Origin of the sequence: Thioclava sp. SK-1, assembly GCF_001705665.1 — a bacterium.
Lineage (GTDB): Bacteria > Pseudomonadota > Alphaproteobacteria > Rhodobacterales > Rhodobacteraceae > Thioclava.
The window spans coordinates 42968-63878 of the sequence record NZ_MDHA01000031.1 but is presented as its reverse complement, the minus strand read 5'-3'; the positions used below and the strand labels follow the sequence as shown (position 1 = coordinate 63878).

Annotated in this window: 22 protein-coding genes; 12 read left to right on the top strand and 10 right to left on the bottom strand. The window is 55.9% G+C overall.

The features are described 5' to 3' along the window. Positions 1 to 4: 4 nt before the first annotated feature. The 3 genes from BFP70_RS06075 to BFP70_RS06065 all read right to left on the bottom strand — a co-directional run bounded on the left by BFP70_RS06075 (position 5) and on the right by BFP70_RS06065 (position 3197). Positions 5 to 985, bottom strand: a complete 981-nt coding sequence (locus tag BFP70_RS06075; RefSeq protein WP_066010479.1) for a TRAP transporter substrate-binding protein — start codon at positions 983 to 985, stop codon at positions 5 to 7. Between the two features lie 47 nt (positions 986 to 1032). Next, entirely contained in the window at positions 1033 to 2316 is a 1284-nt protein-coding gene (locus BFP70_RS06070) for a TRAP transporter large permease (protein WP_066010478.1), read from the bottom strand. Between the two features lie 368 nt (positions 2317 to 2684). After that, positions 2685 to 3197, bottom strand: coding sequence for a hypothetical protein (locus BFP70_RS06065; protein WP_066010477.1), 513 nt, complete (start codon positions 3195 to 3197; stop codon positions 2685 to 2687). Positions 3198 to 3590: 393 nt separating this feature from the next. On the opposite strand from BFP70_RS06065, the gene BFP70_RS06060 reads away from it, so the two are divergent. The 5 genes from BFP70_RS06060 (at position 3591) to BFP70_RS06040 (ending at position 7216) form a co-directional block, all read left to right on the top strand. Further along, positions 3591 to 4151: a hypothetical protein gene (locus BFP70_RS06060; protein ID WP_141693121.1), complete on the top strand. Its 561-nt coding sequence runs from the start codon at positions 3591 to 3593 to the stop codon at positions 4149 to 4151. A gap of 46 nt (positions 4152 to 4197) precedes the next feature. Beyond that, the gene (locus BFP70_RS06055) at positions 4198 to 4560 is read left to right on the top strand and encodes a hypothetical protein (RefSeq protein WP_066010475.1); all 363 of its coding nucleotides are present in this window, start codon (positions 4198 to 4200) and stop codon (positions 4558 to 4560) included. Positions 4561 to 4603: 43 nt separating this feature from the next. After that, complete coding sequence (locus tag BFP70_RS06050) at positions 4604 to 4960, top strand: hypothetical protein (RefSeq protein ID WP_141693119.1); 357 nt, start codon at positions 4604 to 4606, stop codon at positions 4958 to 4960. 545 nt (positions 4961 to 5505) lie between these two features. Continuing rightward, positions 5506 to 6198: a tripartite tricarboxylate transporter permease gene (locus BFP70_RS06045; protein WP_083217379.1), complete on the top strand. Its 693-nt coding sequence runs from the start codon at positions 5506 to 5508 to the stop codon at positions 6196 to 6198. An 832-nt stretch (positions 6199 to 7030) separates the two neighbouring features. Next, positions 7031 to 7216: a hypothetical protein gene (locus BFP70_RS06040; RefSeq protein ID WP_066010472.1), complete on the top strand. Its 186-nt coding sequence runs from the start codon at positions 7031 to 7033 to the stop codon at positions 7214 to 7216. A gap of 77 nt (positions 7217 to 7293) precedes the next feature. Here the strand turns inward: BFP70_RS06040 and BFP70_RS06035 are convergent, their stop codons facing one another. Further along, on the bottom strand, positions 7294 to 8496 hold the full coding sequence (locus BFP70_RS06035) for a replication initiation protein (RefSeq protein ID WP_066010471.1): 1203 nt from the start codon (positions 8494 to 8496) through the stop codon (positions 7294 to 7296). Positions 8497 to 9074: 578 nt separating this feature from the next. On the opposite strand from BFP70_RS06035, the gene BFP70_RS06030 reads away from it, so the two are divergent. The 3 genes from BFP70_RS06030 to BFP70_RS20665 all read left to right on the top strand — a co-directional run bounded on the left by BFP70_RS06030 (position 9075) and on the right by BFP70_RS20665 (position 12410). Next, entirely contained in the window at positions 9075 to 10496 is a 1422-nt protein-coding gene (locus BFP70_RS06030) for an AAA family ATPase (protein WP_066010470.1), read from the top strand. Continuing rightward, positions 10496 to 11605, top strand: coding sequence for a ParB N-terminal domain-containing protein (locus BFP70_RS06025; protein WP_066010469.1), 1110 nt, complete (start codon positions 10496 to 10498; stop codon positions 11603 to 11605). The genes BFP70_RS06030 and BFP70_RS06025 overlap by 1 nt, the downstream gene beginning before the upstream one ends. A 637-nt stretch (positions 11606 to 12242) precedes the next feature. Next, a complete protein-coding gene (locus BFP70_RS20665; RefSeq protein ID WP_176715504.1) occupies positions 12243 to 12410 on the top strand; it encodes a hypothetical protein in 168 nt (55 codons plus the stop codon). A gap of 20 nt (positions 12411 to 12430) precedes the next feature. Here BFP70_RS20665 and BFP70_RS06020 read toward each other — a convergent pair whose 3' ends face one another. From BFP70_RS06020 to BFP70_RS20650, 5 genes are all read right to left on the bottom strand, one after another. Next, complete coding sequence (locus BFP70_RS06020; RefSeq protein WP_066010468.1) at positions 12431 to 14101, bottom strand: thiamine pyrophosphate-binding protein; 1671 nt, start codon at positions 14099 to 14101, stop codon at positions 12431 to 12433. After that, positions 14098 to 14523, bottom strand: coding sequence for an amidohydrolase family protein (locus BFP70_RS21360; protein ID WP_255356620.1), 426 nt, complete (start codon positions 14521 to 14523; stop codon positions 14098 to 14100). The genes BFP70_RS06020 and BFP70_RS21360 overlap by 4 nt, the downstream gene beginning before the upstream one ends. 364 nt (positions 14524 to 14887) lie before the next feature. Continuing rightward, positions 14888 to 15193: a hypothetical protein gene (locus tag BFP70_RS20660; RefSeq protein ID WP_066010467.1), complete on the bottom strand. Its 306-nt coding sequence runs from the start codon at positions 15191 to 15193 to the stop codon at positions 14888 to 14890. Positions 15194 to 15251: 58 nt separating this feature from the next. Beyond that, entirely contained in the window at positions 15252 to 15452 is a 201-nt protein-coding gene (locus tag BFP70_RS20655; protein ID WP_255356619.1) for a hypothetical protein, read from the bottom strand. A gap of 64 nt (positions 15453 to 15516) precedes the next feature. Continuing rightward, positions 15517 to 15714, bottom strand: a complete 198-nt coding sequence (locus tag BFP70_RS20650; RefSeq protein WP_066010465.1) for a hypothetical protein — start codon at positions 15712 to 15714, stop codon at positions 15517 to 15519. A gap of 403 nt (positions 15715 to 16117) precedes the next feature. Here BFP70_RS20650 and BFP70_RS05990 point away from each other — a divergent pair, with 403 nt between their 5' ends. Continuing rightward, entirely contained in the window at positions 16118 to 16372 is a 255-nt protein-coding gene (locus BFP70_RS05990; protein WP_066010463.1) for a hypothetical protein, read from the top strand. Positions 16373 to 16981: 609 nt separating this feature from the next. On the opposite strand, the gene BFP70_RS05985 is transcribed toward BFP70_RS05990, so the two are convergent. Further along, the gene (locus BFP70_RS05985) at positions 16982 to 17746 is read right to left on the bottom strand and encodes a LamB/YcsF family protein (protein WP_066010462.1); all 765 of its coding nucleotides are present in this window, start codon (positions 17744 to 17746) and stop codon (positions 16982 to 16984) included. Between the two features lie 178 nt (positions 17747 to 17924). Here BFP70_RS05985 and BFP70_RS05980 point away from each other — a divergent pair, with 178 nt between their 5' ends. The 3 genes from BFP70_RS05980 (at position 17925) to BFP70_RS05970 (ending at position 20890) form a co-directional block, all read left to right on the top strand. Then, the gene (locus BFP70_RS05980; protein ID WP_066010461.1) at positions 17925 to 18908 is read left to right on the top strand and encodes a TRAP transporter substrate-binding protein; all 984 of its coding nucleotides are present in this window, start codon (positions 17925 to 17927) and stop codon (positions 18906 to 18908) included. 109 nt (positions 18909 to 19017) lie between these two features. After that, the gene (locus BFP70_RS05975) at positions 19018 to 19548 is read left to right on the top strand and encodes a TRAP transporter small permease subunit (protein ID WP_176715503.1); all 531 of its coding nucleotides are present in this window, start codon (positions 19018 to 19020) and stop codon (positions 19546 to 19548) included. 37 nt (positions 19549 to 19585) lie between these two features. Then, on the top strand, positions 19586 to 20890 hold the full coding sequence (locus tag BFP70_RS05970; RefSeq protein ID WP_066010460.1) for a TRAP transporter large permease: 1305 nt from the start codon (positions 19586 to 19588) through the stop codon (positions 20888 to 20890). Positions 20891 to 20911: the final 21 nt, after the last annotated feature.

Below are 20911 nucleotides of genomic sequence, written 5' to 3'. Positions count from 1 at the left end.
AGGGTTACTCCACTTTCGCTTTGGCATCTTCCCAAAGCTTCAGCTGATCTGCCGTCAAGGTAGCGGCCCATAGCGGTGCCGCCATCTCCATCATCTTTTCACGCTCCCCTTCCGCCAGCGGCGTGACGGTCACGCCCAGTTCTTGCTGCTTTTGCGCAATGCCAGTGGTCCAATTTGCCAGCCATTCACGATTGGCTTGGATGCCGGCATCAATCGCGCCATCCACTTCGGTCTTTTCTTCATCCGACAAGCTGGAATACCAATCATCGGAAATCAAAATCGCGCGGGTCGAAGGAAATAGATCCGCCGGTGTGTAATGCGTCAAGAAGCTGGTATGACCACCACGAATGGCCGAGCTAGGCGGGTTAAAGTAGCCATCCGCCACACCGGTTTGGATTGCATTCGCCACTTCGGCCCATGCGATAACCGTGCCATTGGACCCCAGGGCCTCCATCAGGGCCAACTGTTCCGGGTTCAATGCGCGGAATCGCAGATCGGCCAGATCGGCCACCGTCGAGACATCTTTCTTTGAATTGTGAATGCCCATCGGCGTGCCAATGAAATTGATCCCGACCATGCGCACACCGTTTTCCAATAAGGGCGCGTTGAATGTTTCCATCAGGTCGTCTTGGCTAAGGATAGCGTCAAGCTGTTCGTTGCTGTCAAAAAAGAATGGCAAGGTCACGCCCTTGAACGCGGGAGAGATCGAATAGGGTGTGGAAATCGCAGATAGGTTGATTTCCAGCAACCCGGTTGCGACCTGATCTAGGCGCTCTTTTTCCTTTCCCAATGTCTCGGACGGGTAGATTTCCACATCGAAATCCGTGCCTTCCAGAGCATCCGCAAACGCATGGGCGAATGTTGCCTCGCCGCTGTTTTCGGGATCGTCAACGGAGTTAAAGGCAATTTTAATATCAGCGGCCTGTGCCGCGGCACCCAGGCTAAGGGTCAAAGCAGTGATCGCCAAAAGAGAGAGGGTTTTCATGGGAAGGCTCCTAAAATCGACAAAAGGGAGAGGGAGGAGGAAGAGAGTCAGTTCAGCCCCAACACATGCGGCAAGAACAATGAGATAGACGGGACATAAGTGAGCACGACCAGCAGCACCAATTCAGCGGCCAGGAAGGGCATCGTGACACGGATCAGTTTCCAGTAATCCAGATTGACCACAGTCGACAGGATCAGCAGCACCGCGCCAAGCGGCGGCGACAACAAGCCCGCGGTAATATTGAAGCAGATGACAATCGCCAGATGCACCGGATCAATTCCCATCGCCAAGGCGGGCGGAACAAAGATCGGGGCAAACAGGGCCACGGCGGCTTTCACATCCATCGCCATGCCAGCACATAAGAAGATCACATTGATCAACATCAAATAGCCAAGCGGGCCAAGGCCCCATCCTTCTACAAGACCCTGAATCGCCTGCGGCCATTGCAGCAGCGCCGCGATATAGGAAAATGTCGAAATCGCGCACAACAGGATAAACAGCCCGCCCAGCATAACGCCGGTGCGCATCAGGCTTGCCCCGATATCGGCCCAGCCCAGCTGACCATATAACACCCCAACCAGTGTCGCGGCCAGAACGGCAACGCCTGCGGCCTCGGCCGGGGTCATGAAACCAAACAATGTTCCCCCCAGAATGATCAGCGGCAGCATCAACGCAGGTACCGCGCGGATAAAGGACGGAACGAAGGCAGGCAGATCCAGCCCATCACCACCCGGATGATCATCACGATGGGCGTAATAGGCATTCATCGCCATCAGCACCGCTGCCAGCAGAAGACCCGGCAAAATGCCCGCGGCAAACAAGGCGGTAACATTGGTCTCCATCAAAGCGCCGTAAAAAATCATGATGGATGACGGAGGAATGATCGGCCCGATGATGGATGACGCCCCCGTGATGGCCGATGCATATTCTCGGGTGTAACCGCGCCGTTCCATTTCCGGCACAAGCGAATTGCCCAAAGCCGCAGCATCCGCTGTCGCTGAGCCCGACACGCCGGCAAAAAATACAGACGTCACGACATTCACATGACCCAAGCCACCCTTGAGCCGGCCAAAAACAGACATGCTTAAGTCAATCAGGGCGCTCGCCACACCGCCACGATTCATCAAATCGCCCGCCAAAATGAACAGCGGCATCGCCAGGAAGGCAAAGCTGTCAAGCTGACTGAACAATCGCTGCGGAAGCACGGCCATGAATTGCGCTTTATCCACGGCCCAAAAAGTTAAGATTGCAGAGGCGCCGATCAGATAGGCAATGGCAGTGCCCGCAGCAAGGGCGACGCCGGTGAAAAGAAGGACAATTGAAACTGGCACGCGGCGATCCCTGCTGAGACTGTGTTGCCACTGGTCTGAAAGGAAAGGAACCTAATTAAAATCAAATATTACTTTTATAACTATACGTATTTCTTATAATTGATATTTGATAATTAAGAAATATCAATGAGTTACTGGAAGAATGCGGGCTATGATCAAAAATGACCATTCGGGCATTATTATAGCCGCTTAGTCAGTTTTGGTTAAACAGTGTTCAAATATCTAAATTTGCCCAAATACTGTGCATTCTATGGACGCTTGGTCCGATGAATTACAAAAGGTATATGACACTCCACATAACGCGGTGTCTGCAAATGCGCGAAGGGCGCCCCCGAAAGGACGCCCCCACAATCGCCGAACGAAGGCGATTAATCATCCAGATCGTTGGTGGCCTGAACATAGGCTGCCGCGATCTGTGCTGGTGATTTGCCGTTGGGGTTGATCCCCGCGCGGGCGGCCAATTGGGCCAAACCAGCATTGTTTGTCGTTGCCTCTTTCGCATAAGCATCGATCAGGCGCTGTTTTGCGGCTGGGTCGGTGTTGTTGCGACCGGCTTTGATCAGCTCTTGCAGCTGGCCAGTGGTATAGACGCCTGCTGGAACATTCGCCTGCGCAGCAAGCTGGGCGTCACCGGCCGTAGCGGTTTCAACGCCTGCATTTTCCAACACAAAGGCACGTTCCAGCTGGGCGGGATCGGCTGAATCGGCGTCCGAGTTACGCTCTGCGTGGATGATCGCGTTCAGCTGACCAACGGTATAGGTGCCTGGCTCTACGCCGGCCTGGGTCGACAGCTGAATTTGGGCTGGCGAGAATGTCTGAGCAGTGGCTGCACCCCCTGCAAGGGCGGCGGTCAGGGCGAGGGCAATAGGTGTAATACGCATCGTAAGTCTCCATAAGTTAGAGCGAGGCGCAGCTTTCGTTCGGCCGTTGATCTTCAACTGTGGTCGTCTGCGTGTCGCTTCGATGAGAGACATATGGACCTGTGCGACCACACCTTAAAGGGCAAATTATATCCGCTTGATGTGCGTTTATGAACATATCAAATCACCCGATTGTGGGAACCAAATCGTTCCTGACCGCAAGCTGAAGAACGCCCACTTACAAAGCCGGCTGCAGCGGTGCGCCGAAATTTTCGCGCAATCAGGCGGGAAACCTATGGCTTGGACATCACTTCCTTTGAAGGAAATTACGCCGCTCTGCGTCGCCTGGGAACTGACGGAATAAGGGTGCAGTGCCGGCGATCTAAGGAAACTTGCGCCCCTTGGGAGGACCACGTGACTGTATCAGAAACACTTAAACGGCGCGGCATGACGATTGCAGCTGCAAGCCTTTTTGGCGGCGCAGTGATCAGCGAAGATATGGCATTCGCACATGACAGTATAACGCAAAGCTTCGTCCATATGGCAATCGGGGTTCCGGGCGCTCTGTATCAACCGGACCAACTCAGCCTGAAAGCCCGCATCGCGGTCATGTTAAGGCATTCAGGCGGCGACTACCTAAGCCACACCGGCTGCACCGAACTATCACAGCGTGACTACAGCGCGCTTTGCCCGAATAACTTCACCAGAAAAACCGGGCGCAACTTCGATATCGACATCTATCAAGCCATCAGTGAGGCCGGCAAAGGCGTGGCCTATCTGCGTGGCCGCGATGATAGTGACACCGTCATCTTGATGGGTCATAGCGGTGGCTCAGAGTTGTTCTCAGCCTATCAGAATATTGCGAAAAATCGCCCTGCCGCCTGCCAAAGCGAAGCCCTTTCGATCACATGCGATGCGCAGCCGATGACCTGTCTTCCCCCTGCGGACGGCGTGATGTGGCTTGACCCCAATTAAGGTATGAGCGTGATGGCCCTGTTCAGCCTTGACCCCGACGTAGCAAATGAAGCGACCGGCATGGTTTTTGACCCCCGCACTTGATCCGTATAACCCTGACAATGGTTATGTCGGCAGCGGCACGACAATCTATCCCGCGTCTTTCGTCGGCCGTTTTCAAAAGGCGGTAGCCGCGCACAGCAACCGGATCATTGAAACTTTACTGCACCGCAATAATCTAATCGGTGCCGGTCACGGGCTGTGTGCGGATGATGAGCCATTCTATGTCCCCAGCGGAATGTTCACCCGATTCAACAATATACTGTTTTCCGAGGATCTGACGACCTTGGGCAAGACGGGCAAACCGCATCCGTTTGTCCATCCCGATGGGACAGTTGAAACGATGATCGTGCCCACCACACGTGGTTGAATGCGGATCCCACATGCGGACACATGAATGGATTGACGGAACTATGAAATCGATCGTCAAACGCTATCTTGGGGCTTTTGCGGTGCGGGTAGACGATGACTGCGCCTATGGCGAGAATTTTATCTTTGGGGTGGACTGGCACTCCTCTGTCACCACACCGATTGGCAATGCCGAAGGTATCACGGTGCCAATGCTTGCAAGGGGAATGACGGCAGGATGGGAATATATCGCGGCGGAAATGATCTATGACCATGCCGCAAGCACGGATAAATCCATCGCATTTGTCGAAGGAGCAACTCATGTTCATACCCCGTGCAAGCCCTGCGAAGCCATGCCGGAGCGAAACAGGCCGCTTCTTGTAATCATAGCGCGGATCCTATCCACCGCGACAGGGCGTTGATGCAGCGGTATCAGCGCCCTATTCACGGCACGGGTCCACCACGCCATGGCTGAGAAATCACGGTGCATGGCCGATGCCAGTGCCCGGCCCCCTCTTCCCCGTTTCACAGGATTTTCTGAATTCTTATGACTATTCAAGTGATTTCGATTTGTGTCCCGGTGCCATGACCGGGCATCGAAAATAGAGCGACACGGGTCAACCGTGCCGCGCCCGGACCGAGGAATCGGCAGACGTTAAGGGGGGCGGCGCGACATGACAGAATCAATATGCGTGACAACAACAGGCCCGCAAGCATGTTCACCGTAGGGTGGCACTGATGGAATTTTTCGATCTGGGCTGTATGCTGGCTGGATGCTGCCGAGGTTGCGATGGCCAATCTGATGCAGTTCCAGCGCATCATGCTTTTGGTTTTCGACGCCTTGGTCGGTCTGTCCATCGACTATTGCACAGAATCGGCGGCATAGCGGGTTTCGCATTATTGGTGCCGTCTACCCCCTTGGCGATGTTACTGGGTATGCATTCGGTGACGTCCCACACCTGATACCATTCCGCCGGTATTATTTGGGGTGCCGGGCACGGCGGTATCACCGGCGACGGTGTTGGGCGGGCTTCCCATGACCAAACGCGGCGAAGCCGGACGCGCGCTAAGCGCGGGGGTCACTACCTCTGTCATCGACAGTATTTTTGGCGCATTCGTTGTGGCATTGTCCGTTCCGCTTATCCGGCCTTTTGTTCTGTCTATTGGCACGCCAGAACTATTGGCGATGACCGTGTTCGGGATTGCGATGGTTTCTGCGCTGTCGGGCAGCGCCCCGCTGCGCGGCGTTGTTGCCGCCTGTTTCGGAATTTTGGTTGCGATGATCGGTATCGACAATCAAACTGGCACCGTGCGTTGGGCGGGTGATGTCCTATACCTATGGAACGGTGTGCCGGGCTCTGCGGCGCAAGCGACTTTGCTGGGCGCGCTGATAGTGCACGGGTTTGTGCCCGGCCGCGAGCTTTTGACCACAAACCTGTCAGTCACTTATACATTGGTGTGGCCCATCGCCTTGGCCAATATTTCGGTGCCAGCCTGTGTTTCGCGCGATCGGGGAAATTCACCCGGATGTCCACGCTGCGCTATACGCTGGTGCTCCCCGGCATCACTGTATTGGCCCTCATCGGCGCGTTCCAAGGGTCCGGCGCATAGGGAGGTTTCTATTCGCTTATGTTCTTTGGCCTTTTGGGATGGGAGATGAAACGTCTGTCCTGGCCGCGTCCACCGCTCATCCTCGGGCTGGTTCTGGGCGTTCTAATTGAACGGTATGTGGCAATTTCAATCCAGATATATGGGTTCGGTTTGCTCAGCCAGCATGTGTCTATCATATTGTTTTTAATTTATTTTATTTTTTGATCCGCCCCTTGGTAGCCGAAGTTCGCGCACGCGGCCTACGGGCCATACTTCCCCGCGGTCGGTTTTCCATAAAACCCGAAGACCTGTTATATGTTGTCTTTCTTGGGATTGGCGGGTGGATGTTTATACAGGCGCAAAGCTGGGGCTTTGGGGCGCGGACCGGCCTGGTCATCGTGTCGGGCACCTTCCTACTTTGCGGTGGTCTGAGCCGGATCTACTTACTATTTTACGGACGCGGTGTGTTAGAATCCTATGCCCCTATCCTGGTGTGCATATGGATTTGACCGCTGATGATGGAAATGCCGTTTGGACGGAGGTTGGACGCAGCGCAATATTCTTTGCGACGCTCATCCCTGTTCCCTGGCCCGATGCAATGTTGGGCCATTGGATCCCTGCCCTGGCTTCGTCCCCTCGGTTTAGGCCCGTGCCCACGTTACGCTCACCACGGCACTGCGGGTCATCACCGCGATCGCCCACACTCCAGAAGAATTTTATACCGGCAAACGGTCACAATGGTGGTCGGTGCAGCCGCTGGCGGGTTTGCCGATACAATCGCCCGCGCCTTCGTGACAGAGCTTCAAAAGAACATCCCGGTCAACCCGTTGTTGTGGTGGTGAACAAGCCGGGCGCTGCCGGGCTTGTCGCCGCATCCCAATTGACCAAAGTCGAAACCAAAGATGGCACCACACCTGGTTTTCTTTTGGGCAACATTGGATAACCCCGGAGCTATCTCACGGAAGAAAGCCGAGCTGAAAACACCTGTGGTCAAGATCAGCGCTGATGAGGTGCAAGCCCTGATCGACGGGTGCTACTCCGCCGCCGATGATGTGCCAGAAACAGTGCGTGGATATATGGTGCAATAATTCACGCCACACAAAATACGATCGCCGCCCGGGCCAAGTGGCCTAAAGGCGGCGCGCTTTATACACCCAGCCTTGTGTTAATCTTCAAACGCATCTGGTGCCAGATCCTGCCAGAATTCTGCGATGGCACCGGCATTCAAAGCTGACATCCACCCATGCTTTTCAAAATCATCGCGCAGCGCACCTTCCAGCCGCGACTTAAACAGCCGTTTATCGGCATCGCGTTGCGTCGGTGTGCGGGCGGCCGCCAAATCCCGCACAATCGCCAATTGCCGCACACGCGCGGACAAGTTCGGATCGGCGGGCGCTGTCGGGTTTCGCCGCGAAACCTCTTCCCCCGTTTCGCCGTAATCTTGCTTTAGCGCGGCGCTCAGATACCCGATGGCGTTTTTCACCCCCCCCTGCCCCGCGACATAATCAAGCTTTTGGCGCACGAAATCCTCGCCATGCTCTCCCAGCCATTGCCGCGCCAATCGGTCACTGACCCCCAACGCCACAAGCCGTGCATAGATAGGAGAACGCCGCAGCCCCTCCCCATCGTCCAGATCCAGAATCGCAAGCTGCGGGTTCTCCGCAATACGAAACCGAATTTCAGTCACCGAACGGCCCATCTTCTTGAATTCCGGCGTCACCGTGATGTTGGAGGTTTTGTTCACCTCTGTCACCGCCGGCTTAATGATCTTGGCGTTGAGGTGCTTGAACACCTCGTAATACTCACTGTCCGCCACCCCCATCAGCCGGCGAAACAGCTCTAACGACCACCACCCGGTCGATCCCGTGCGCACAAAGCGATAGCAATTTTCATACAGCGCAAGCGCATGGCCGCTGGTAAAGCGGCGCTGTATATTCAGGTTGATCAGCGAAAAGACTTTCGGATCGTTCAGCTTTTCCGCCAGCGCAGGGGAATAGGCATATTCGCAAATGCCACCCTTCAACTTGGCGTAACTGAGCAACGAACTGACACCCCATTCCTGTTTGCCGTCCGTGTCCAACATGTCCCATTCGGCCACCGTTTCTGCCAAACCGCGCAAGGACTGTTTCAGCGTATCCATGTCATTGGAGTTATAGCCGATCATCAAGCACAGCGTGCGCGCGTCAATCTGGTGAACCTGCTGGCTGATCAGCGTGTCATAGGCATTTAGCAACAGCACATTCGACAGCTTGCGTTGTAACAATGTCAATTTTCCCGACACATGGATTGCCGCGACATGTTTCTTCACCGCGCCGCGTCGCAATGATCCTGTTAGCTGATCCTTGGGAATGTCATCTGCGTCTTGCATTCTGCCTGTCACTTTTGGGCCCAATCAGTCTATATATGGCACGCATTCTTTATGCGATTCTGCTTTAGGCTAGTTAAAGCGCGTTAGGTACCCAAAGGCAACACGCCTTATGGCACCTTAGGCCGATCCCGCAAACGGACACCCAAGGTCCGTACCAAACGGGAAAGGTACCCGGTTGCGGGATCACCACCTCGCGTTCGCGTGAATATTGACTCCATGATTCGCTATGGCTGCCCTTAGCCGCCACGCAAACCCCTATTTATAGGCGAAATAGACACGATCAGCCCCTGCCCGACCGAGAATCGGTTCCTTGGCGACCGAAGTCAGGCACCTATGAACCCGCAACCGGGCACCTAAAACCCTGAATACGGGTGCCTAAGGCATGATATGTCCATGATTTATGGTGATAAAATGGAACATAAAGACTCTAAATAACCTAAACTAAAACTAAACATCGTTGTCGTTTTTTCGGTATTTAATCTGGTTTATAGCCTAGGCGGAAAGCCAATTCCCATTGCCCCCCGGATGTGCGATAGTTGACGCGATATCGCAATTAATCGCGAACATGCGGAGGCTTCATGGCGAGCAAACCCGGTTCAGGCAGTAAGCCCGACATACCACCTTATTTCAACATAGACCCTGAAGAGGCGGCAGCAAAGCTCAATGGCACCATCGACACGGCCCGTTTTGCACGTGCCGCAGCGTTTGCATCGCGGGGGCGAGATGACTTGGCACGGCGTGGCTATGCGCCCGATGGTAAAAAGCGGTTGCGCAAGTTTTCAACATGGGAAATTTGCCGCTATCTGATCCCGGTGGCCCCTGCACATCTGCGTCGCGTGTTAAAGGCCAATCCAGAGCTGCCGCAGGGCACCGGTGATGGCGGTTCCAAGTGGTTCACCTTGGATGAAATCTTACTACTGCGTGAGCATTTCGCAGAAGAAGGCGCGCAGAACCGACAATACAAGCCGTGGCGGCCTGAGGGGTTGCCAGCGAAAGTGGTTGCGGTTGCGAATTTTAAGGGCGGGGTCGGTAAGACAACAACAGCGGCACATCTGGCAATGTCCGCCGCATTAGATGGTTACCGCGTTTTGGTTATTGATCTGGACAGCCAAGGCTCTATGACCTCCGTTATGGGCGGAACAGTGTCTGATGAATGGGAAACGGCCTTCCCATTGCTGGCGCGTGATTACGCGATGGCTTTGCAGGCCGAAAACCGTGTGCGTGAGGCGGGTGGTCAGGCGCCCTTCCCGCTGGACGAAACCTTGACCGAGGCCCTGGGGGTTTCGCCGCGAAACCTCGTTCAGAAAACACATTGGCCCAACATTGATCTGATCGGGGCGCAGCTAAACCTGTATTGGGCGGAGTTTCAGGTGCCTGTTTGGCGCATGCAGTTACGCAGTTGGCCGTTGTGGGATGCACTTTCTAATGCGCTGAATGACGGTGGGTTGCTTGACGATTATGATGTGGTCTTCCTGGATACGCCGCCTGCTCTTGGCTATCTGACGATCAATGCTTTGGCTGCGTCGGATATTTTGTTGGTGCCTTTAGGGGCGTCGTTTTTGGAATTTGATTCCACCGGACGTTTCTTTGATATGATCTATTCGACATTCGCCTCCATCGAGGAGGGCGAAAACCGCATGCGCCGGGCTGAGGGGCTGCCAGAGATCGGCTTTCAATGGGACGCGGTGCGCGCGATTGTCACGCGGTTTGATGCGGCGCAGCAAACTGATCTGGCAAATGTGGTGCAGGCCTATTTCGGGGATTTCATGACCACATATCGGCAGGAAGTGACGGCGATGGTCGGGCAGGCTGGCGAGCAAGTGTCGGGCATTTATGAAACCGACTATCGTGATTTTAACCGCGACACCTATATCCGGGGACGTGAGACCTTTGACCGCACCTGGGCCGAGGTGAAGGAAGTGATCCAAGGTACGTGGTGGCGGGATATGAAATTGGCCGAGGCGGAAGCTCAGGCCGGTGACCGGCAGGAGGATGAATAATGGCAAAGCGCCGGAAATTGATCGCACCGAGTGCAGAAGATCTGAGCCGTATCGAAGAAGAGTTTCGCCGCGAAACCACGGTGGATAGCAGCGGTATATTCGGGTCCGCGCCAATTGCTCAGGTGGTTGCCGAAACCGCAAGCGAGTTGGACCCGCGCAGTGCCGCCGACCGGGAGCGTTCGGCGCGTGACCGAAACGAAGCAGAAGCCTTTCGTGACCTGACCGACCGTGGGCTGGTCATGGCGGAAATCCCGCTGGCTGAGATTGATGCAGATTCGCTGGTGCGGGACCGTGTCATCCTTGACCCCGAAGAGATGCAAGAGCTGCAGATGTCGATCGCGGCGAACGGGCTGCGACTGCCGATCGAGGTCTATCCACTGGACAGTGCCACAGGCGGGCCGAAATATGGCCTGTTGTCCGGCTATCGGCGGTTCCGCGCTATGCAGACATTATATGAGCTGACGGGACGTCCCGAACATAGCCGCATCCGTGCGGTGCGTCGTGACGCGGCCACGATCGGTGGCAGTTTCGCAGCGATGGTCGAAGAAAACGAAGTGCGCGCCAACCTTAGCCATTTTGAACGGGGCCGGATTGCCGTGATTGCCAGTCAACAAGGTGCGTTCGGTTCGGTCGAAGCGGCTGTTGAAGCGTTGTTCCCAGTGGCCTCCAAAGGGAAACGGTCCAAGATTCGTTCCTTTGCGCTGATCTTTGAAGAGCTGGGCGATATGCTGAAATACCCAGAGCAACTGAAAGAACGTGATGGCTTGAAGGTCGCAAGTGCATTGCGTGTGGGGGGGGAGAGCAAGCTGCGTGCGGCGCTGGAACATGGCCAACCGCAAAGCGCTGCACAAGAAGCCGAAAGCATGTTGCGTGTGATCGACGGGCTTGATCTCGCAGATAAAACAGGTGCGCGCGGCGGACGCCCCAAAAAGCCGGGCGAGGCCAAGCCGCAAACTGTGCGCGAAACGCGGCAGTTGCCAAACGGTATCAGTTTGCAAAGTCAGCCGGACAAGGACGGATGGAGCATTCTTATATCCGGGCAGGGCGTGAATGAGGATGCCATTGATGATATTATGGAGGAGCTCTCGGCCCTTTTGACAAAAGGCTGACCGGTGTCGGCGTGCAGCATTAACCCGTTACAGCACCTGATATTCGCAGCGAAACCTGCCGTATCATAGCTGTTTCGTGGGTCGTTCGATTTTACGCCGGCACCGTTTCCGTAAAGAGGGCGGTCCTTAATTTGCTGTTGAAACTGTTCCGCGGGCATCCTGGTCAGGCGCTACACCTGCCTGATGCAGGTGTCTGGGGAACAAGCCACGCAACACAGCATAGGGACGTCGGCCATGTCAGACCTTGTTATTGATGTTCACCCGCATATAGTTTCGCCCGATACCGCGCGATATCCTGATGCGCCAATCTGCGGAATCCGTTCGGATTGGTCAGGGGGAACGCTACTTTCTCTTTCGGATCCCTTTCGGAAATAATTTCAGGCGATGGAGGCCGCAGGCGTTGGCGCTCTTTCCGAAGGTAAGGATTGTGTCGGATCATGTGTCCTTTAAATTCGCAAGGCTGAAAAATTCTCATGCTGGGTTCAAGGATATGTTACGGCAGAGAAAATTCGATATTTCTGAAATCGCAGTAGGAACGTGTTTGCAGGCGCATCGCTATGCCAATGGTTCCACCGATTAACCCCTGATCCCGGACGCGCATGCCGCCGCATTGGCAAGGTATGACCGCAATCACTTGGTGCCACCCAATCACTATCTGGTGGTGCCCAATGCGCTATGTGATCAACGCCCCGATATTGTAGAAGAGGTCTGGAGGATGTTGGTTCAAAGCCGGGAGAGTGCAGGCTATGACGATCCGATCAACGCCACGCCTTACGGGATTGAGGCAAATCGTAACGCGTTATAATGTGTTATTCAATTTGCCTATCAGCCGAAACTCAATGCCTGTTCACGCGTTTGGGTCAATGTCAGTGCCGGGGTCAATGCCTCTGGGTCGATCATGATCTCTAACACTGCCGGGCCGTTATGGGCATCGGCGCGACCGAAGGCAGCGGCAAAATCCTGTGTGGTTTCAACACGCTCGGCATAGGCCCCATAGGCCTTCGAAAAGGCAGTAAAATCGGGATTGCCGGCTGATAGATCTGTGGCTGATACTCGGCCGGGGTAATGGCGTTCTTGATGCATGCGGATGGTGCCCAGCATTCCGTTGTTCAAGATCAGGATACGAATTTTCAAACCATGTGCTGCGGCGGTGGCCAATTCCGTTCCCGTCATTTGAAAATCGCCATCGCCGGCGATGCAAATCACGGTCGACTGCGGCTTTGCAAAGGCCGCTGCCAGTGCAGCGGGCACACCATATCCCATAGAGCCACAGATCGGGGCTACCTGCGTGCCAAAGTAGCGGTAGCGATGGAACCTGTGCAGCCAGACGCTGAAATTACCCGCACCATTGGTATAAATCGTATCTGCGGGAAGGTGGGTATCAATCCAGCCCATGATTTCGCACATTTGAATGCTGCCGGGGCTAGTGCGCGGGGCGGTCCAATCCTCAAATTCCATGCGAGCCGCTTTGCGATACCCGGCCCATGTTCCGCTGACAGGACCATTCGCGACCAGGCTGTGAACGAATTCAGCCGGGTTTGACACAACGGCCATATCGGGCTGATAGACATGACCGATATCATCGCCCGCCGGGTAGATATGGATCAAACGCTGCGCGGGGCAGGGGGCCTGCATGATCGTGTAGCCATTTGTGCCGATCTCGCCTAAACGTGCGCCGATAACCAACAGCAAGTCTGCATTTTTCACCCGCGCGGCCAGTTTGGGATTCACGCCCAATCCAATCTCCCCGATATAGCTTGGGCTGGTGTTGTCCAGCAAATCCTGCCGACGGAAACTGGCGCAAACGGGCAGATTGCTGGCTTCGGCAAAGCTGCGAAACGCGGCCACGGCCTCTTGGGTCCAGCCTGAGCCGCCAAGCATGACAATGGGTTGCCGGGCGCGTGCGATGGCATCGCGCACCTGCGTCACCGCGGTAGGGGTCGGACCCGATTGCGGGGCGACGGCAGGTTTGCCATCCATGCAGGTGGCATGATCTGCCAGCATATCTTCGGGCAGTGGGATCACGACAGGGCCAGGGCGGCCCGAAATCGCAAGCTGAAACGCGCGCGTGACATATTCTGCGGTGCGTGCTGCGTCTTCCAACTGCAAAACCGCTTTGGCCTGCGTGGCGAACATCAGACGGTAGTCGACCTCCTGGAATCCTTCGCGGGTCATCACATGGCGCGGATTTTGTCCGATAAACATAATCATCGGCGTTGAATCCTGAATGGCCACATGCAGCCCTGATGACGCATTGGTTGCCCCCGGACCCCGCGAACAAAACAGGACGCCGGGGCGGCGAGTTAGCTTACCATAGGCTTCTGCCATCATCGCGGCACCGCCTTCGTGACGGCAGGTTACGATCTGAATTCCACTGTCATACAGCGCGTCCAATACCGCCAGAAAGCTTTCGCCGGGGACGCAGAAAACGCGGTTCACACCTTGTATCACCAACTGATCTACAAGGATCTGTGCGGCGGTGCGTGTCATGTTCATGCTGCGGTCTCCATTGCCTTTAGCAGGGCGTCCAGACTTGGATAAACCCGCCGGCCCTTGCCTTCAAAAATCGCGCGACGAGCCTCGGGTGACAGGGCCAGCGCCTCAATATAGCGGCGAGTATCATCGAAATAGGGGCCCGTTTCCGGATCGACAAAGCGCACGGCGCCGACCATTTCTGACCCAAACAGGATATTCTTTATCGGGATCACCTCATTCAGCAACGTAACGCCGGGTTGATGATAGACACAAGTGTAGAAGAAGGCATTCTCCATCAGGGCTTCGGCCAGCTGGGGACGGCCCGGATCCTGTGCCAAGCCACGATAGCGACCCCAGTGGTAAGGAACTGCCCCGCTGCCATTGGGGATGACCATGCGCAATTGCGGCAGGTCCTTGAACAGATCCGACAGCAGAAATTGCATGAATACCGTGGTGTCCCCATTGATCTAATGCGCGCCCGTGCCATGGAAATTCGGATTGCACGATCCGAAAAAATGGATCATCGCGGGTACGTCCAATTCGATCAATTTCTCATATAGCGGATACCATGATCGATCAGTCACGAAAGGATCAATCCAATGGCCGTCGCCGGGGATCGGGGTTAAGATTGAAGGCGACAAATCCCAGCTCGTTGACGCAGCGCTCCAGCTCGGGAATGGACCCTGCAGTGAAGGAATTTGATATTTTCTGAAATCTCGAAAATTAACTTCGCACAATGGTGAAATGCGCGTGGCATGACGGGCCAATTGGATATTATGCGGCACGTATAGCTATTTGCGCGGTGATTTAGGATTGATCCAATTTGTCTGCGCGGATCAGTCCTGGGAAAAGTCGCATCCATGCCACGCGGACCAATAGGGCAGTGACCCCGCCCCCCACGACAGCAATCACCGGGCCAAGAATGGCCGCCATACTGCCCGCGCGAAATGTGCCCAGCTCATTCGAGGCGCCGATGAACAATATGTTGGCTGCGCTGACACGGCCGCGCAACTGGTCGGGTGTGTTCAGCTGTACCAGCGAAGATCGGATCACCACGCTGATCATGTCCGTCCCGCCCAAAGCGGTCAGCGACAACGCGGACAGCCACAGCATAGGCCGTCTGCGGCGGAATACCGTATAAGACACCCCCAAGAACCGGACCGACGATCCTCTAAACTTTGCACGCAGCACCGTGCAGCGCCAACGCGCCGGGCAGATGCTGGGGCGCAACGATATTGGGGGCCAAGGATTTCCGCACCGGGTGATAAAATGCCCGTGTCGTGCCAAATAACGCCATAAGCGCAAATACATATCCCGGTGACAGCACATTCGTGCGCGTCAGCATCAAAAACGCCAATGAGATCCCAGCCATCACTGTCAAACATATTCGCATCAGCTCGCGCCTTGGGAGCCGGCCCGCTAGCCGATCCTGTGATTCAGACGAGCAGCAAGGCAGGCATGAATTGTGACAGGCCAACCCATGCCAAATCCATCGGATCACGGGTCAGATCATACAGCTGCCAGCCCACAGAAACCGTTTGGATTTGCACAGACAGCCCGTTGAAAAACAGTGCAGCCAGAAAACTTGGATATCCTTTGTTACCAAAGATGGCCCAGCGGCTGGATGTTGGCATGTCAGTCCTCGCTTTGGGGCGCAGACGCGCGCAGCCCCGGTAGCGATCAAGTCCGGTGCGATCCCTGTTCCGGGTGCGACGCGCGATTTCATTGGCGTGCGGGCGTATTCCATGACAACCGGCGCGATCTGTTCGATGACCCGACCACGTTGGATGCGCAGGTTTTTGCCAAGGACGGGGTGTTTCCGATCCACAGTTGTTTGGCGATCAAGGGGGAGTTTCTGGAACGCCACCCTGATTTAGCGGCCAATCCTTACGCGGCCTTCACGGCCGCCAAGGCCCCCTATCTGGCGGCTCTGCAACCGGTAAGACAGCCGCCAAAGACCGTAAACATATGGCCATCAGCAGGCGCTGAACGCGGTGGCGGCGTGTCGTTATGCGCGGGCCAAAACGGGCCCCAATTATGCCCCTAAATGGCAGTCGCGGCGATGCGCCCAAAGTCGCCTTGCGCTATTGGGGTTTAAGCGTGCCGGAATACTACGTCCGTGCCGATGTTGAGCCCTTGGTTCCCGAAGGGGAGATAATGGCAATCATGATGATCGAAAGCGTAGAGGCAATTGAAGATTTGGATGAGATTTTACAGGTGCCGGGTCTTGGGCGCGATCATGGTGGGAGAGGGGGATCTGTCACAGCAACCTGGCTGTCCACGACAATATGAACATCCCGATATGGTCGCTGCCAAGCGTGACATTCTAGCCAAGGCAAAGGCGGCTGCGCTCATCCACATGTGACAAGGGCCAATGCTGAGCAGGTTATCGCAGAGGGGTATAATAATTTGTCTACGGCTGCGCCGCGCAATTTTGCGACATTTGGAAAGGCCAGATCCCTGATGTGATCTTGCCATCACAGCATTGTATTGATGCTAAACACGGCCAAGGCGGGCACAGCTGAATGCATCGGGATGCGTGTCGCCCATGCGGACGACATCCATATTGCCCGCGCGCATATTCGGAAGTCAGGTGGCACCGCCGACATCGTCGACTGTCCAAATACACACTGGATGAAGACAGTGAGAAGATCCTGAGCATCTTTCTATCGCGCAAAACAATCCGCATAATCTGACGATGGCACAGGCATTGGGGCCATGGGGCGGCGGGCCGCCGCCGTGCTGGCGTGAAGAAATGACGCATTTCGACGGGTTTGAGGCCCAAACAGGCCCAAGGCGCGTTGGACATCGCTGTTTGATTCGCGCCACGCCTCGGGCTAGGCCGGATGCACCCTGCCAGGCGCTGGCAAAGGCCGCGCAGGGCAGGGTGCACGGGTTTGATCAGGCGAAGGCCGCGATGGTCACGCTGTTTTCGGTCAGCGCTTTGCGCAATGTGCGCGCCATTGTGACCGCGCCGGGCGTATCGCCATGCACGCATAGCGTTGCAGGTTCCACCGGCAATTTTTGTCCCCCCGTGGTTGGGATCACCCCGTTCACCACCATCTCCAGCACCTGATCCAGGCTTTGTGTGGGATCGTGGATGACGGCACCGTCTTGGCTGCGCGGTGTCAGCTCGCCTTGGTCAGTATAGGTGCGATCGGCATAGATTTCGCACGCCACGCGCAGGCCAGCCTTTTCTGCTGCGGCGTAGGTTTGCGAATAGGGCAATGAGACATAGACCAAGGCGGGATCCACCGCCGCAACTGCCCGCACACATAGTGCCGCCAGATCGGCATCCACCGCCGCCATATTGCCCAGGGCGCCATGGGTTTTCACATGGGTCATCGGATGGCCTGCCAGATCACACATACCGCGCATCGCGATGATCTGATAAATCAGCTGGGTTTCCAAATCCGCAGGGTTTTCGCCGCTGATCCGTCGCCGTCCAAACCCATAAAGATCGGCAAATGAAGGATGCGCCCCCACCGCCACACCATTTTTGCGCGCAAGTTCGATCGTGCGGCGCATCACCACCGGATCGCCAGCATGAAAGCCGCAGGCGATATTGGCCGTGCTGACCAGTTCCAGCATCGCCGCATCATCGCCAACTGTATAGGCGCCAAAGCTTTCGCCCATGTCGCAATTCAGATCGAGTGTCCGGGTCATAGTATCTCCTATCGCGGGTAATTTGCGCAAAGCGCATAATTTTCGCCCATTTAATAGTCACCTTGCGCTTTGCGATCAAAGTTCGGGCCTGTCGTCTTCTCGGCGGAATACAGGCGGTATACTGAAATCTCAAGCCGCGTTTCGTGGCCATAAAAACAGTCGATAACAGGGATAGACAATGCTTCAGGGACGTAAATTTGTTCTGGCCGGGATTTTGGCCTCTACTGTGGGTACAGCTGCGCTGGCGGAAACCACCTGGGATATGTCGGTGGTCTGGCCAGAAGGGAATTTCCACACGCAAAATGCGATGACCTTTGCCGATGCGGTCAAAGAGGCCACGGATGGAGAGGTCAACATCACCGTGCATTCGGGCGGCGCGTTGGGCATCAAAGGGCCAGAGGGCATGGCGGCCGTGCGTGATGGGTTGGTGCCAATCGCAGATATTTTGATGAGCCAGCAAGTCGGTGAAAACCCCGCGCTTGGCGTGGAAACGCTGCCCTATCTTGCGCCGACATTACCCGATCTGGCTTTGCTGCATAAATTCTATCGCCCCAAGATCGAAGAGATCGCGGAAAGCATGAACCAAAAGCTGTTGTACATGGTGCCATGGCCTGGTCAGGCAGTATATTCCCCCAATCAGATCAACACGATTGAAGATCTGGCTGGGCTCACCATTCGTGTGGTCGATGCCAATGGCGATGCGTTCTTCAAGGCCTTGGGCGCTGCGCCATTGCAAATGCCATGGGGGGAGGTCATCCCCTCGCTTGCAGCGGGCACGATCAAGGGCGTGACCACATCCTCCTCCTCCGGTGTCGATGGTGCGTTTTGGGAGTTCATGGATTACATGAACAGCTTCAACTGGCAGGCCTCGTCCAATATTGTCACGGTCAATCTTGACGCGTGGAATGCGCTGTCCGCAGAAGATCAGGCGGCAATTGAAGCCACGGCACATCAGCTGGAAGGCCAGTTCTGGAAGAACTCTGCTGAGGAAGACGCCAAGAAAATCGCGATTTTGGAAGAAAATGGCATGACCGTCACCGCGCCATCGCCAGAACTGCAAGCGGCCTTGTTGGAAAAAGCCAAACCGCTGTGGGACGCGTTCAAAGAGCGCGTGCCAGAGGCCGCCCCCTACATTGACGATTACCTTGCGGTTCGTAACTAACGCTGCCGCTCAACGTCATGCGGCCCGGTGAAAACGGGGCTGCCGCCGGCATCCCACCCTCCCCTAAAGCGGGATGCCGGCACCAAATCCCCACCAATAGGAGCGGCATTTGTCACATCACCCAGATCGTTTCCGCTATTTCATTGCGCCGGTTGACCGGATCACGGCCTTTGGCAATCTGATCGCGGGGTTGTGCCTGTTGGGGATCTTTGTGCTGATCCTGGCCGAGGTAACATCGCGCAATCTGTTTGGTGCGTCGCTTGGGTTTTCATGGGATTATTCGGCCTATCTGATGGGGGCCAGCTTTATGCTTGGCTCTGCCAGCGCGTTAAAATCTGGGGCGCATGTGCGTGTCACCGCCGCGCTGGAAAAAATGCCGCCACGCATTGCGCATGGTGTTGAAATTGCCGCCTGTGCGGTGGCGATTATGTGCTGTGCCGTGTTGGCTTGGGCGTTGATTGATATGACGTGGCTGTCAGCGATGCGTGGGTCGACCTCTTCCACGGTGATGCGCACGCCGTTGGTCTATCCGCAATCGTTGGTCGCTTTTGGTGCGGTGGTTCTATGCGCCCAATGTGTCGCGCAATTGCTGCGTTTGATGCGCGGCGAGACCCTGTCGACCGGCATCGGCCTAGAATAATTCCAGCCGTTGCGCTGACGAGAGAAGGATTTCACCAATGACCAAAACGCTGCTTGCCCTGCTGGGGCTGATGGTGCTGCTGTTGGGGTCCGGCGTTTGGATCGGGCTTGGGTTGCTGGGCACGGCAGGTGGCCTGTTAGAGCTATTCCGCCCGCAAATGCCCTTCTTGAAACTTCTGGCGCAGCAGGCGTGGAATGTCTTGTCCTCGACCGAGCTGTTGGCCCTTCCCTTGTTCATCCTAATGGCCGAAGTGCTGTTTCGCACCAAAATTTCCGAGGCCCTTTTCACAGGTCTGTCGCCATGGCTGCGCCGCGTGCCGGGCCGATTGTGCCATATCAATGTGCTGGGTTGCACGTTATTTGCCTCTGTTTGCGGATCATCGGCGGCCACGACCGTCACCGTGGGCCGGATCACCGCGTCAGAGCTGTTAAAGCGTGGTTATGACCGCAATCTGGTCATTGGCTCTTTGGCTGGGTCGGGCACATTGGGGTTCTTGATTCCGCCTTCGACCATTATGATCATCTATGGTGTGATGGCCGAAGAATCTGTGCTGCGGTTGTTTATGGCTGGGATTTTGCCCGGTGCGCTGCTTGCGTTGGGCTATATGGGCTATATCGGGATCCGTGCGTTGATGCATCCCGAACAGGTGGGTGAGGCACCGCCGCCCACAACCCTATGGGAAAAGCTGGTCGCGTTAAAGGATCTGGGGCCATTGCTATTGCTGATTTTTGCCGTGATCGGGTCGATGTATGGCGGGATCGCCTCCCCGACCGAAGCGGCGGCGGTGGGCGTTTTGGGCGCGGTGGTGATCGGCTTTGCGCAGCGTAAGCTTTCGCTGCCGGGTTTGGTGCAAGCCGCGCGACAGGCGGCGGAAAGCTGCGCGATGATCGGGCTGATCATGGTGGGGGCAATGGTCCTGTCGACGGCCATCGGCTATTTGGGTCTGCCCCGGTTCATCGCCGCCGAGATCCAAAGCTGGGGCATGCCGCCGCTGATGCTGATCGCGGTGTTGCTTGTGTTTTATATCATCCTTGGCATGGTCATGGAGGGTCTGGGCATCATCGTCATGACTTTGCCGATCACATTGCCGCTGGTGGTGGCTGCAGGCTATGACAAAGTGTGGTTTGGTATTTTCATCGTGATTGTGGTGGAGATGGCGCAGATCTCGCCGCCGGTTGGGTTTAACCTGACGGTGATTCAACGGCTGACGGGTGACAGTATGGGCCGTGTCACCCGCGCCACCGCGCCGTTCTTTGCCATTATGGCGGCGTTTGTCTTGCTAATTGCACTGTATCCGGGGATCGTCAGTGTCGTTCCCGATATGCTGGCCAGCCGGCCGTGACTGACCTGAAAACCCGGACTT